Annotated in this window: 12 protein-coding genes; 8 read left to right on the top strand and 4 right to left on the bottom strand. The window is 55.3% G+C overall.

Annotation, left to right across the window (positions count from 1 at the left end):
* Positions 1 to 141: 141 nt before the first annotated feature.
* Complete coding sequence (locus JMJ16_RS39550; protein WP_201390423.1) at positions 142 to 2,964, bottom strand: choice-of-anchor D domain-containing protein; 2,823 nt, start codon at positions 2,962 to 2,964, stop codon at positions 142 to 144.
* A 468-nt stretch (positions 2,965 to 3,432) separates the two neighbouring features.
* Here JMJ16_RS39550 and JMJ16_RS39545 point away from each other — a divergent pair, with 468 nt between their 5' ends.
* The 4 genes from JMJ16_RS39545 (at position 3,433) to JMJ16_RS39530 (ending at position 7,693) form a co-directional block, all read left to right on the top strand.
* Positions 3,433 to 4,449, top strand: coding sequence for a Gfo/Idh/MocA family protein (locus JMJ16_RS39545; RefSeq protein ID WP_201390421.1), 1,017 nt, complete (start codon positions 3,433 to 3,435; stop codon positions 4,447 to 4,449).
* 97 nt (positions 4,450 to 4,546) lie between these two features.
* Positions 4,547 to 5,560 carry an AraC family transcriptional regulator gene (locus JMJ16_RS39540; protein ID WP_236601899.1) on the top strand — a complete coding sequence of 338 codons (1,014 nt, stop codon included), beginning with the start codon at positions 4,547 to 4,549 and terminating at the stop codon, positions 5,558 to 5,560.
* Between the two features lie 143 nt (positions 5,561 to 5,703).
* Positions 5,704 to 6,699 carry a Gfo/Idh/MocA family protein gene (locus JMJ16_RS39535; RefSeq protein ID WP_201370020.1) on the top strand — a complete coding sequence of 332 codons (996 nt, stop codon included), beginning with the start codon at positions 5,704 to 5,706 and terminating at the stop codon, positions 6,697 to 6,699.
* Between the two features lie 181 nt (positions 6,700 to 6,880).
* Positions 6,881 to 7,693 (top strand): site-2 protease family protein, encoded by an 813-nt coding sequence (locus tag JMJ16_RS39530; RefSeq protein ID WP_201370021.1) that lies wholly within the window; start codon positions 6,881 to 6,883, stop codon positions 7,691 to 7,693.
* 39 nt (positions 7,694 to 7,732) lie between these two features.
* Here the strand turns inward: JMJ16_RS39530 and JMJ16_RS39525 are convergent, their stop codons facing one another.
* Positions 7,733 to 8,296 carry a GNAT family N-acetyltransferase gene (locus tag JMJ16_RS39525; protein WP_201390417.1) on the bottom strand — a complete coding sequence of 188 codons (564 nt, stop codon included), beginning with the start codon at positions 8,294 to 8,296 and terminating at the stop codon, positions 7,733 to 7,735.
* Between the two features lie 17 nt (positions 8,297 to 8,313).
* The gene (locus tag JMJ16_RS39520; protein ID WP_201370023.1) at positions 8,314 to 8,592 is read right to left on the bottom strand and encodes an Lrp/AsnC family transcriptional regulator; all 279 of its coding nucleotides are present in this window, start codon (positions 8,590 to 8,592) and stop codon (positions 8,314 to 8,316) included.
* A 241-nt stretch (positions 8,593 to 8,833) separates the two neighbouring features.
* On the opposite strand from JMJ16_RS39520, the gene JMJ16_RS39515 reads away from it, so the two are divergent.
* Positions 8,834 to 10,021, top strand: coding sequence for a carboxylate-amine ligase (locus tag JMJ16_RS39515; protein WP_201390415.1), 1,188 nt, complete (start codon positions 8,834 to 8,836; stop codon positions 10,019 to 10,021).
* Between the two features lie 38 nt (positions 10,022 to 10,059).
* On the opposite strand, the gene JMJ16_RS39510 is transcribed toward JMJ16_RS39515, so the two are convergent.
* Complete coding sequence (locus tag JMJ16_RS39510) at positions 10,060 to 10,551, bottom strand: hypothetical protein (protein WP_201381969.1); 492 nt, start codon at positions 10,549 to 10,551, stop codon at positions 10,060 to 10,062.
* Positions 10,552 to 10,871: 320 nt separating this feature from the next.
* On the opposite strand from JMJ16_RS39510, the gene JMJ16_RS39505 reads away from it, so the two are divergent.
* The 3 genes from JMJ16_RS39505 to JMJ16_RS39495 all read left to right on the top strand — a co-directional run bounded on the left by JMJ16_RS39505 (position 10,872) and on the right by JMJ16_RS39495 (position 13,976).
* Positions 10,872 to 11,540, top strand: coding sequence for a hypothetical protein (locus tag JMJ16_RS39505; protein ID WP_201390413.1), 669 nt, complete (start codon positions 10,872 to 10,874; stop codon positions 11,538 to 11,540).
* An 85-nt stretch (positions 11,541 to 11,625) separates the two neighbouring features.
* A complete protein-coding gene (locus JMJ16_RS39500) occupies positions 11,626 to 12,810 on the top strand; it encodes a CaiB/BaiF CoA-transferase family protein (protein ID WP_201390411.1) in 1,185 nt (394 codons plus the stop codon).
* Entirely contained in the window at positions 12,807 to 13,976 is a 1,170-nt protein-coding gene (locus JMJ16_RS39495) for a M20 family metallopeptidase (protein WP_201390409.1), read from the top strand. The genes JMJ16_RS39500 and JMJ16_RS39495 overlap by 4 nt, the downstream gene beginning before the upstream one ends.
* Positions 13,977 to 14,013: the final 37 nt, after the last annotated feature.

The following is a 14,013-nucleotide window of genomic DNA, read 5'->3' as shown; positions in this document are numbered from 1 at the left end:
TTTAAGGAATAATCCGAGAATGTCCGTGGGAAGCTGCGCTGCGTCGCCCCAGGTACCATTGATGCGTGAACATGTTTCGCCTGGTATTCTCAGATTATTTTTTTAAACAGCATTAGCACGCGCATAACGTTTCGGGCCACTTCAGGGGGTAGGTGTGCCTCCAGGCGTAGAGATGGCAGGCACCACCACTGTCACGGTGACTGGCTGAGGGCTTCCTACGATAGCGGTCCCGCCTTGCGTGGCAGTCACTTGAAGCGTCGCGCTATAGGTACCCGTGCTCAATGTGGGATCCACCAGGGTCACAGTAAAGGTTGTGCTCGCGCCCGGTGCTACAGTGACCGTTTGCGGCGTGACGCTCAACCAGCCTGAACCAGTACTATAAGAAGTCTCTGGCATGACGGTGATATTCCCCTGGCAGGTGTTCGCGACTGCGAGCGAAAATTGTGCAGTGGTTATGGATGGAGATAGATCCAGGCTTGCTGGCGCCGCGGACTGAATACTGCAAGGCGCTACGATGTTCAACCGCACAGTGATGCTATGGGGGGCGCCTGTCGTGGTCCCGGTATCCGCGTCAAAGGTGGAGAGGGAGACAGCACCCTGGTAGACTCCAGGTGAGAGGCTAATGCTGCTTGCGCTCACGGTAAGAATCGTTGAGGTACCAGGATCCAGCCCACCAATTTTTTTACCCACGCTTAACCAGTTCCCGCCACTGGTCGCGCTGGCCTGCCAATCCAGAGACTGCGCGCATGAGGCGGGTTCTTGCAGTGTGATGGAGTGCTCAACCGGCGTAGACTGATAGGCGGGCAGGGTGAGAGAGAGCGTTCCAGGCGTCACACTGATATCGCACGTAGCGGGTGGTTGAATCACCAGGTTCACTGGAAGCACGTGCTCACTTCCAGCAACCGGGTGGCCAGCCGCGTCCAGGCTCTTGATGCTCAGAGAGCCATTATACGTCCCCGGCCCCAGAGCTCCAGCGGGCTGGGCAGAGATGTGCAAGGTCAACGACTTGCCTGGATTGAGGGAACCCGCAGCGGGAGAGACACTCAACCAGGAGCCGCCAGAGGAGGTAGAGGTTGTGGCTTTCCACACCAGCCTGCCTGTGCCGTTATTCGCGAGAGTCACATCTTGTCCGACCGCTGTTGCCTGCCCCTGAATTGTGGTTAGTGAGACCCGAGTCCTGGAGAGCGTGATCGCAGGCACAGGCACGGCTGCTTGTAATGACAGGGTGACTGGTAGTGGTTGCACTCCCGAGGGAGATGAAAAGAAAAGGGTAGCATGATAGTCACCTGGCACAAGCGCGGAGGGGTCAACACTCACATGGAATGTGCTGGGGAGTGTTCCCTGATCTGCATCGAGGTGCAACCAGTTGGCATCGCTCTTGACACTCCAATTCACGGGACCACTACAACCCTTTGTGCCTCCAAGCTTAAGAGATTGCGCTTGGGGCAGTGCTCCTTGATAGGTCCCTGTAAATGTAAGACTGGTGGGAGCGGCCTGCAAGAGACAGCCCTGAGTGACGGTCACACTCACAAAAAGCTTTTGCGGGCTACCAGGCACATCCTGCCCATCCCAGTCCTGCCCCCGTAGAGTCACCGCCGCTTGATAGATCCCCGGCAACAAAGCGTGTGTATCGACTGAGAGGCGCAGGTTCCCATGTTCGCCTGGGACCAGGGTGTGGGTCGCTGGATCAGCTTTTAGCCAGGAGGCATCACTGGTCGCGCTCCAGTTCAGTGAGCGGATTCCAGCATTCAAGAGAGTAACATCCTGTGGGGAAGGCGAGCTATCCCCATCGGCTGCCAGGAAGGAAAGCACAGGAGGACTGACGCTCAGTGCTCCAGACGAGAAAAACGGCGCGGAGACGACGCGCATCCGGGTCGTCAATCCATTGTTGCCCGCATCCGAGGTAAAGGCGACATGCCCGCTGTAGGCTCCAGGCTGCATATGTGAGCGATCAATTGCGATAAAGAGGCGCATACTCTGTCCACTGATGAACGTCCCGCGCGCCGGACTAATCTTGAGCCAGTCCTGGTCGGATTTCGCCTGCCAGTTAATCGCTCCACTGCCCGTGTTTGAGAGCGTCAGCGTTTTCACCCCATTGGTAATGGTGTCGCCAGTACCAAAATCAAAGACCTCACTGGAGAGACGCAAGTGTGCCGGGCGTAGCACGCCTCCATTCCCCTTTACCAAAAGAGAGAAGGTGGCAAATGTATGCGTCTGCGCATCCTCGGCACGTAACGTATGCCAGCCCTGAGACCACTCGCTCAAGGCAACCACCGTATCCGTAAAATTTCCCTGCTGATCAGCCTGAATGATAGCTTTCCCCACAGTATCCACAACAGGGAAGCCATGGTCACGAGAGAGGCCAACCTGGCTCCCGGGCGAGAAATGCGACCCATGTAGCGTCAGTGTCGCGCCAGCAGTAACAGTGCCAGGCGAGATCTGGAGCGTCATCCGCGTGAGGCCTGCGCCAAAGGCGGAGAAGACGCCAAAACTGCCTCCCGCGACCAGTACAACCAGGACCAGGCAGGAGAGCCAGAAGAAGAGCGTCGGTGAGATAGACCGTCGTGTCGCGGTTCGTGGCTTAGGAGGCACGGAGGATTCAACGTGTGCAATCGCATTACGCACCTCTTTATACCAGGTGCTAGCATAGCTCTCAGGCACCAGGATAGAGGTCTCTGAAAGTCCTGGCTGCTCTTCATCTTCCGGAAGAACCTGGATACGAGGTACATGGTGGTACGCATCCTGAAGCGGGTCCTGAAGTGTGATGTCCTCATCGCTTTCAAGAGACGCAAAAGGGCTGCTCACGGCACTCAAAGCGGGATGGAGATGTTCGTACAGTGGGATGGTTTGCGCCTGGTCTTCCGGGCATATATGCTCACAGGGAACCACGGAGCCGCCACATGAGGGGCAAAAGATAGCATCCTCCTGCAATTGCGCGGCGCAATGAGGGCAAGATATCAACATGAGTCGTGGTCCCTCTTTTTTCTGTTCTTACGCAAACGCGGTGTGCACCTTTTTGGTGTGACGCCTCCCACTCTGGTTAGTGGTAAGATGCAGTAGCCCGCTACTTGTGTACGTGGCTACTTGCACCCATCACACTCCCTACCCGAAAGAACTTGCACATGGCGCTATCAATGCATCTATATAGTAAGACGCGCTTTCATGGCATTTTGTGACGCCCACTTTGGATTTTTAGAATTTTTTCCCATTGATGCGCGTCACACTCTTCACCTCGTTCCAAATTGTCGCAATTTCGCAGGGCATAGAGCGACTTTGTCGCGTGGGTGCATTGTCATTCTTCAGTACCAGAGATTACAATGGATAGAGACGCATTGTGCTCGGTCGCAATTTCGCAGATTGGTGGGGCTTGCTGTCTAGAGCACACAACATTCTAAGCGCGCCACTCCATACATTGAAAGGAAACGCAGATTTATGATTCGAGTTGCCATGGTCAGCTTCTGGCATGTGCATGCAAACGACTATAAGCGCCAGGCCCAGCAGCATCCATCAACACAAATAGTCGCGGTCTGGGACGAAGATGTCCAACGAGGGCGTCGTTGGGCAACAGAGTTAAGCGTCCCTTTCTATGAGAATCTCAATGAGCTACTGAGCCAGCCCGATATCGATGCCATCATCGTTGATACCCCGACCAGCATGCATCATGAGGTGCTCCTGGCTGCGGCACGCGCGGGCAAGCATATTTTTACCGAAAAGGTCATTGCGCCCACGCTTCACGAGTGTAACGCTATCATTAAGGCAGTTGAAGAGGCCTCTGTCAAGCTCACGGTCTCCCTCCCACGCCTTAGCGCAGGATATACCCAGGCCATCCAGAGCCTCATCCAGCGCAACGCTTTTGGGCAGTTGACCCTGGCACGTGTACGCCTCTCACACAACGGAGCACTCCCCAACGAGCGTTCACCTCTCGGCTGGTTGCCTGAACACTTCTTCAATAAAGAGCTATGTGGTGGCGGAGCTATGATCGACCTGGGATGCCACCCTATGTATCTGACGCGCCTCTTCCTGGGCATGCCCGAGAGCGTCAGCGCCAACTACGGCTATGTGACCGGGAAAGAGGTCGAGGATAACGCGCTGGTCTCGCTCCACTACGCGAACGGAGCGATTGGTGTTGTCGAGGCGGGCTTTGTCAATCCGTACTCGCCCTTCACTATCGAGCTGCATGGGACGGAGGGTAGCTTGCTCTTTGGCACACCCGAGGAGCAGCTCCAGATTCGTAGCCGCCTCTTTGCAGAGGGTCAGCAATGGAACACAATCACCGACCTGCCCGCGGACGCCCCACTGCCCTTCCAGCAATGGGTCAAACATATTGAGGAAGACACACTCGCCTCCGAAAACATCCAGGCAGCCATTGACCTGACAACGCTGATGGAGGCGGCCAATCGCTCCGCGCAAGAGGGGCACGCCATCAAAATTTCCGAGCTGGCACACTAGACGCAAAGCGCGCTAGTGGTGAGCGGTCAGCAAAGCCATGATCGATCTGGCGCGCCTTTTGAGGGTTGACAGATTCGCAGAGCAGGAGGAGGCTTTCGTGGCAAAAGCGGCTCGAGAACTGGACCGAGGTGCCATCCAGGCCTTGCGCAAGCAGGGCGGTCCTTTTCTCTTTGCGCCCATGCAGGCGGAACCTGATGCGCTTGACCGGCTTGATATCAGCTTCCGCTGGGGTCATTATGGCATTCGTATACTCCGTTGTCATCTTATCGCCTTTCAGGCAGGGCATGTTATTCCCTATCATAAGCACCATAACTACGAGTTTCACTTCATTCCGCGTGGACAGGGGCGCTTGATCCTGCAGGACGGAAGCTATCCCCTGCACGCGGGGATGTTCTACCTTACCGGGCCACAGGTATTTCACCAGCAGGAGGCGGGACCTCGTGAGGCTATGTACGAACTCTGCCTGCACCTGGACATCGTGCCCCTGAAGGAGCCAGACACCAGCATGGAATGGGGTGAGCAATGGGAGATTGTGGAAGCCGATGCCTGTATCCAGCAACTAAGCACTATGGAGGCCAGGCCAGTGCTTGACCAGTATAGTGCCATGAACTGGTTTCTTACAGCCTACCAGGCGTGGCAGGAAGGCGAATTTGGTGCCTTTACCACGATTCGTCAATCCATCATTCAAATCTTGCTGCGCACAGCACGCGTCCAGCATACGTCGCAACATCAACCGTCGCTCCCTTCACGCGATATGAACACGTATCGCTACCAGCTCGCGACACAATATATACGCGACAACTATGCGCGCCCCTTGACGCTCAGTGAGGTCGCAGAGAGCCTGCATATCTGTGGACGCCAATTGCAACGCATTCTGGACCAGTATGCTAACGAGACCTTCAGCGGCTACCTGGAGCGCTATCGCCTGGCGCAATTGTGCCAGGCCCTGACACACTCTGAGCAGACGATTGAGCAGCTAGCATATAACCACGGCTTCTCAAGCGGTAGCTACCTGCACTACGTTTTTAAGAAGCGCCTGGGTATGACACCGGCCCAGTACCGCCAGCGCCAACAGCAAACGTTGGCTAATGGGTACCACGAACCCTGTTAATTTTGCGCGCTCATCCGTTGTAAAGAGTTTAGTGTATGTGATGTGAATTGGCGGCCCAAGGCCGCCAATTCACATCACATACACGACCCGGAAAAAATTGTGCATGACATTCATAAGGTTCATTCTTCTAAGGAGAGAGAAAAATGACGATTAAAGTTGGACTAATCGGCTGTGGTGGTATCGCCGCCGTTCACGTCGGTGGCTATAATAAATTGACTGATGCAAAAATAACGGCGGTCTGCGATGTCGTAGAGGAAAGCGCACGTATTCGCGCTGAGGAGGCCGGCGGAGCCGATGTCTATACCGATATGGGCAAAATGCTCCAGGAGGCAGACATCGATGCTGTAGACATCTGCCTGCCCCATCACCTGCATAAAGGCGCGATCATTGCCGCCGCGCAGGCAGGCAAGCACATTCTCTGCGAGAAGCCGCTCTGTCTCTCGCTGCAAGAGGCCGACGAGATCCGCCAGGCCGTCGAGGCCAATGGGGTCACGCTGATGTGCGCGCACAACCAGCTCTACATTCCCGCGGTCCAGTACGCCAAGCGCCTGATCGCTGGTGGTACGATTGGCGATATCTATGAAATCCGCACCACCGATTCGTTCTATCACACCTTTGATCCCAAGACCATTGGCTGGCGTGGTCAGCGCCAGTTCATTGGCGGTGGCGAATTGATCGATACGGGCTATCATCCCTCCTATCTCTTGCTCTACCTGGCCGATAGCAAGCCCGTCGAGGTCACCGCCATGACGAGCAACCATCGCCTGAGTTTTATGGATGGTGAAGACTCGGCCCAGGTCCTAGTCCGCTTTGAGAATGGCGTGGTCGGCAACATCGTCACCAGCTGGGCCTACGAGCCAGGCGACAACACCGAGAAGTTTGGCATCGTCGGCCAGCGCGGCTACGCCTATAGCAAGGGTAGCGACATCACCTACAAGATGCGTATGAGCGAACCACCTGTGGTGAACACGGTGAAACTCTCGGGCATCAATACCTTCGACGCTGAGATCGCCGACTTCGTCAAATGCCTGCAAGAGCAGCGCCGCCCCATCAACAACCACGAGGATGGCATCAACGTCCTCAAGATCATTCTCGGCGCATACCAATCAGTCGAGCAGAAACGCACCATCGAGCTATAGCCCGCTACTAGCGTACACGGCTACTGGCGGTGGCATACCCTTTATAGAATCAAGGTGTGTCGGTGTGGGTTTCGGGCGGATGCCCGAAACCCACACCGACACACCTTTACTTTTTGCCGGGTCGGCGGGTTATAATTAAGGGAGGATAAACACAAAAAGCTAATCTGAGAAACGGTGAACAGTGCAGAAACGTCCCCTCTCGCCTCAAGCGCGCTTCTGGCTCCAACAAACGCTTGCGATCCTCTCTCTGATCGTTAGCACCCTGGTGCTGGGCTTGATCTTTCGCTCATGGCCTCTGGCGATTGCCTTTATGCTGCTGCTCCTGGTCCATGAACTGGGGCATCTGCTGGCGCTACGCATCAAGAAATTGCCCGCGCGTGGGCCATATTTCATTCCGCTTATTGGCGCGTTCGTGGCCATGCCCAGGCTACGCAAGCCCGCAGATATTACCTTTGTCGCGCTGGCAGGCCCCTTTCTGGGAGGGCTGGGAGCTATTTTCTGCTATGGAATATCATGGTATGTGAGCGCGCGTAGTTGCTACGGTCCTGTCTTTACGAGTATCAATACGCTGATCCCCCGGCTCTGTTTTCTGCTCGATGGGGGACACTTCTGGCTGGTACTGGCAAATGTTGGCTTCTATCTGAATCTACTCAACCTCTTGCCTCTACACCCGCTGGACGGAGGGCGGGTCGCACCGCTGATCTCGAAGTGGCTCTTCTTACTGGGCATTCCCCTGGGTATATTCTTACTCTTTGATTCATTTTCGACCAGGTCTCCCCTGGAGAGCGTCTTTAGCCTGATTACCCTGGTACTGGTTATTGTCAGCGTGACCTTAACCGTCGTTAATATGCGCAAGCCACCCTACCGGGTGCTCCCTGCTCGTGGCCGCACGAAAATCATAATAGCCGTAGCCTATGTGGCCATGGTGGCCATGCTAGGCTACGGCTGGTGGCTGACTTATCACTTATTGAACATTGTCAACGGGTTCTCGTAACATATGTAGTATATCCTGGTGTAGTATATCCGGTGCCGCTTATACGGAAAGAGAGTCATTTGCTTGCTGAGCACGCCATTCGCTGGCGAGAATGCCATAGACGAGGGTGTCCCACCAGCGTTCTTGCATCCAGCCATTTTCGCGCAAGTGCCCCTCCAGGCGCATGCCTATCTTTTCCAGGACATGCGCTGAAGCAGTGTTTTCGACGACGCATTGCGCGTAGATACGATGCAGGCGTAACTCGTTGAAACCGAAGTCGAGCAACGCGTGTGCAACCTCGGTAGCATAGCCATGGCCCCAGTGTGTGGAGGCAAATTCATAGCCGATATGGGCCTCCCAGGGTTGCGCATGCGTTGAGCGAATACCGCCATTACCGATCAGTGTACTGCTCTCTGGCAAGATCACAGCGAACTGGTAGCGGTAGCGAGGGCGCTCTTCACGCCAGTTAATAAACATCTGCACAAAATCGCGCGCATCCCCTTCTGTGCGGTACGTCCAGGGAGTATAGCGCAGATAGAGTAGATCGTTCTGATAGGCCTGTACGGCCTGCCAATCGTCCTCCTCGAATTCGCGCAGTTGGAGACGAGCGGTAGAGAGAAGCATGCAACGATCCCTTATCCTTACTCGATACCAATATCCCAGGCCTGTTGCAGGTCTGCGCGCGAAAAGCACTTAAAGGCCATCAGCGTATGGGTCTTTTCGATGGAGGAGATCTTCTGCATATGCGTCGTCACCACCGTTGACAGATCATCGTACTGCGTCACACGCACCAACGCGACCAGGTCATATTCGCCAGTAACAGAGTACACATCAGAGACGCCGTTGATCTCTAACAGTCGTTGCGCGGTCTCATTGACCTGCCCACGCGCTACATTGATTAACACTATCGCGGATAGCATAGAGTCTCGACCTTGCCCTTTCTTCAAAGTTTGTATGTAGTATTTCTACTCTATCATGCAACACCAGAAACCGACAAGAGAAAGGTGGTGTTGTATTGAATGGGGACGGGCGAAGCGCAACCCCCACTCAATACAACACTATCCCAGTATAAGTAGATTTGAAGCCGTCCGATAGCAACCAGGCGTATTGCAGTAGGGTCTAACGAAACGTACTTCATCCTTCACATAAGGAGACAAACCCATGTCCACTACCGAAGTATTCTCGCTGGGGGTTGAGGAGGAGTATCAAATTGTCGACCCAACCAGTCGAGAACTGGATTCGATAGCGGAAGAAGTTGTGCAGGAAGCGCAAAAAACACTGGGCAAGGATGTACAACTCGAAATTCAGCTGTCACAGGTCGAGGTCGCAACTCCCGTATGCGCGAACCTGGCCGAAGTCAGAAATCAGCTTACGCGTTTGCGTGGCGCGGTCATAGACGCAGCCCACGTCTTTCATAAACGCATTGCCTCTTCGGGGACGCACCCGTTCTCCCTCTGGCAAGAGCAACCCTTCACGCCTCGTGCTCGCTACCTGGCTCTTGAACGCGATTACCAACAGCTGGCACGCGAACAGGCCATCTTTGGCTGTCATGTGCATGTCGGCATCAGTCAACGCGAGCTTGGACTCCAAATCATGAACCAGGCTCGGACCTGGCTTTCACCGCTGATCGCGCTTACCGCGAACTCGCCCTTCTGGTGCGGCCTGGATACAGGCTATGCCAGCTATCGCATCCCCCACTGGGGACGCTGGCCACAGTCGGGCCTACCACAGCATTTCTCCTCGCTGCGAGATTATGATAATCTGCTCCAACTCCTGGTCAAGACGCGCAGTATCGATGATCCAACTAAGATTTATTGGGATATTCGCCTCTCTGAACGCTATCCTACAATTGAGGTACGCATCGCGGATGTCTGCCTGACTATTGACGAAGCAGTCATGGCTACTGGCCTTATACGGGCCCTGATTCGCGCCTGTCATGAACAGGTAATCCAGGGCCAACAAGCGGAACCAATCCGTATGGAGCTCTTACGCATGGCCCACTGGCGCGCCGCACGCTACGGCCTGGAGGGCGACCTGCTGGATGTGCACGCGCAAGAGACCGTGCCCGCACCAGTCATGATTGAGCGCTTCCTGACCTTCCTGCGCCCATCGCTGGAAGCCTCTGACGACTGGCAAGAGGTTTCGACGCTGGTCCAGAAAACGCTGCGTGAGGGCAATGGTGCAATGAGGCAGAGGCGGATCTATCGCCAGCGTCAGGAACTACGCGATGTCGTGGATTATATCGTGCAGGAGACTGCAGAAGGCGCCCTGAGGTCACCCATAGACCCATCCTTATCTCAGTATATCAATCCAGGCCTGAGTGGCGGAGCCGAATCCAATCCAATGTAACCCCATCAAGGTAAGCGTAGCACGCCAGGTCTCCGCTCCTATGAGAAGGCAGAGGGCATCATCGTTCGCCAGGGAGTAGGTGGTGAGGCAATGACGGCTGGTTCCCAGCCTATTTCACCATAAAGGATCGAACCATCCCAGGTAGGATTTTTATGGAAATAGCGATAGCGCACCTGCCAATGCCGCCCCACTTGCTTCTTCTCATAGCAAGCGGTCACGACGTTGAGATGAAATGCCAGCAACTGCGCATAGTATGGTTGCAAGTTATACTCCATTTCATCTGTATCCAGTGTATGTTCGTTGAACGAGAACTGAATATTAAAGCAATAAGGATACTCTATAACTTCAGGATCCCGCTCCTCCTCTTCAGTGCATTGCACAAGCACAAACATACCCAGCGTCTCAAACTGACAATAGGGTGAGCCCGCGAAAGATTTATCGGTAAAGGGGGGTAAATTAAGAAGCGCACGTATCTCCGTTGCAAGCTGCTGCAATGATTGGTGCGTTTTAATAGAGATCTGCAATGCCATAGAACGGCTCCTTAGCAATACGGAGATTTACGTATACGTTCCATGAAAATATGTAATCAATATCTTACGACTGATAAGGAGCGGTGTCAAGCAGGGGAAAACAGAGAAAATAGTTGCGATGGCAGATTATGACTGGTATACTCAAAAGGATTGAACAGTACTTCCGCAAAAATAGGCGAAAAGAAGAATTCTTCTCTATCACTACTCTCATCTCTATAGACGAAAAACTCAATACCCGGTATGGATGGGAGACTCTGGTGTAACCCGAAATTACCTTGAGCAGGCAGTAAGTAGCGCGGCTCTAGACCATCTGAGGATATATGACCACGACAAAGAAGAGCAAAAACACGCGGACGCGACGAAGCATGGCTCCTGTTCCCCCCACATTGATGGGTGCCCCCTGCATTTATGGAGATCGAACGACCTTACAGCACTGGCTCAAGCACTACTGGCAGAAGCTCCAACTTCCCGAACACGAACTGGCTCACCTGGCTATTACCCAGGACCGGCAGGAGTTTATGCGCTGGACCGGGAAACGCCTCAACCTCATGACACTGGGCTGCTATTGCTATGTCACTATGGCGCAGGCTTTACGCAAGGAGTACTGGCACCTGATCTTTATTGAGCCAGATCTGCAACCCAAATCAATCGAGGTCACGGTCGCCCATGAGCTCATCCACCTGGCGGATCGTGTCAATGGCACGCCCCGCAAACACCGGCACCACGGCTATGACTCAATCGCCGCTGACGAGGCGGCTGTGACTGGTTATGGGTTGGAAGAGTTACGCGCGCTCCTCTTTGAAGAGAGCAAACGCCGCGAAGAGATGCGCCGCGCACGCCGCCCCATCCGCTACATCTATGAATGCCCCAGTTGTGGCAAGCAGTATCCGCGGACCCGCCGCTACAGCCGCCCGGTCTCCTGTAGCAGCTGTGATAAACACTATAACCCGCAGTTTCGCCTCCAGGAGAGCAACGCCGCCTCGGCATAAATAAATTGTTGTGGTGAGCGCCGCAGGCGCGAGGAGCTAATTAAGGCTGGGGTATACTGAGAGCAGAGAAAAAGGAGAGAGAATCATGGGCTTGCCTCTACAATCGATACGCGTCCTGGACCTGTCTCGCCTCCTCCCGGGCGCCTATGCCTCCCAGATCCTGGCGGACTTTGGTGCCGATGTGATCAAGGTCGAAGATCCTGAGAGCGGCGACTACTCGCGCAGCCTGCCGCCTTATGGACCTGGAAACATGGGCCTCTATTTCATGGCGGTCAATCGCAACAAGCGGAGCATCGCCCTTAACCTGAAGAGTGAGCAGGGAAAAAACCTCTTCCTGCGCCTGATCAAAGAGGCGGATGTGCTGCTAGAAAGCTTTCGGCCTGGCGTCATGGAGCGCCTGGGTCTGGGCTATGAGCGGCTGAAACAGGAGCAACCGGGCCTGATCTACTGCGCGATCAGTGGATATGGGCAGGATGGTCCCTATCAGCAGCGCGCGGGCCATGACCTCAACTATGTAGGCTATGCCGGGCTGCTCCATTACCAGCGCGATGAGTCGGGGCGCCCGCTTATGCCTCCCACGCAAATGGGTGATCTGGCAGGCGGGAGCTTTATGGCGGCCATGGGTATTCTTACCGCCCTGGTGGGGCGTGCCAGCAGCGGCGAGGGCCGCTTTGTCGACGTGGCCATGACCGAGGGCGTGATGTCACTCATGCCCCTGGCGATGACGGCGTATTTAAATACGGGCAAGATGCCGATACCTGGTCATTCCTCACTCGATGGTGGACTTCCCTGCTACAATATCTACGAGACGCAGGATGGCAAGCATATTACCCTGGCGGCCCTGGAACCCAAGTTCTGGCATACCTTCTGCACCAGAATAGGGCACCTCGAACTCCTGCCGTTTCACTCGCCCGTTGGACGCGGGGAGCGCGACCAGGCCGTTGAGATACTTGCAAACATCTTTAAGACGAAGACGCGTGACGAGTGGCTGACGGAATTCGCCGACATCGATGCCTGTGTCGGGCCAGTCTACACGCCAGAGGAGGCCATGCAGGATCCCCACATACAGACCAGGGGCGTCGCCTTACAACACGGCGAGGGCGGGGCGCGCTTTCAATCTCTGCTCAGTTTTCCACGCCTCTCGGGCGTTCAGATTGAGCAGCGCTACGCGCCGCCCACACTGGGCGAACATACCGGCGTGATTTTGCGCGAGGCCGGCTATAGTAACGAAGAGATAGAACGTTTACGCGAAGAAGGAGTCATCGCATGACGGAGCACCACCCACGCATTGACCAGGCCCGGCAGCTACTTCCCGAGCTGCTCAAAGACCTGGAAGCCATCGTCAATATCGATTCAGGAACATATAACAAAGCAGGCGTAGATCAGGTCGGCGCATACCTACAAAAGCGCTTCACAGACCTGGGCTTCTCCACCTCATTTGATTCCCAGCAGGAGTATGGAGACCACCTGATCGCGACCCGCAAGGGAGGCAATCCCCAGGGGGCGCGCGTGCTCCTGATCGGGCATATGGATACGGTCTTTCCCGATGGCGAGGCCGAGAAGCGGCCCTATACCCAGACCATGCTAGATGGCCGAGAGATCGCCAAGGGGCCTGGCGTACTGGACATGAAAGTTGGCCTGCTTATGGGCATGTATAGCGTGGACATGCTGCTCCAGGAGGACTGGAATTCATATCAGAGCATCACCTTTGTCTTTAATAGCGACGAGGAGATTGGCTCGCCCGTCAGCAAGGAGCTGATTACAGAGTGGGCAAGAAAGTCGGATGCAGCTCTGGTGCTGGAACCTGGCCGTACCCTGGAGACAGTGGTTTCGGCACGCAAAAGCTCCGGACTGTATCGTGTCGAGGTCTGGGGACGTTCAGCCCACGCGGGTGTTGAGCCAGAAAAAGGCCGCAACGCCATCATCGAGCTCTCGCACCAGGTCCAGGCCATGCAGGCGCTCCATGAGAGTTTCCCTGGCGTCTCAGTCAACGTGACCAGCATCCAGGGTGGCGACCGCAAGAACGTCATTCCAGACTATGCCTACTGTGATATGGACGTACGCGCCAGCAACATGCGGGGCATTCACGAAATCGAAGAAGCCATGCAGCGCGCCGTACGCCAACAGCATATTCCCGAGACGCAAGCTCAGGTAAGCGGTTCGATGCGCAGCCTCCCCTTTGAGCATTCAGAGGTCAACGCACCCCTGATCCGTATGACCCAAGAGGCCGGGGCAGAGCTGGGCATAGCGATCCATGACGTCGCCAGCGGCGGGGCCTCAGACGCCAACAACACCTCGCCTGTAGGCGTTCCCACGCTCGATGGCCTGGGAGCAGGGGGCGGCCTGGCGCATAACCCGGACGAGTATGTCGAACTTGAGTATCTACCAGAGCGTATCGCCCTGCTCAGCGGGCTGATAGAGCGCATTTGTAGATAGGAAGCATTCAGGAACATATCCTTAGACAAAACCAACG

This window comes from Ktedonobacter sp. SOSP1-52, assembly GCF_016587395.1.
This window is presented reverse-complemented; position numbering and strand designations above follow the sequence as displayed.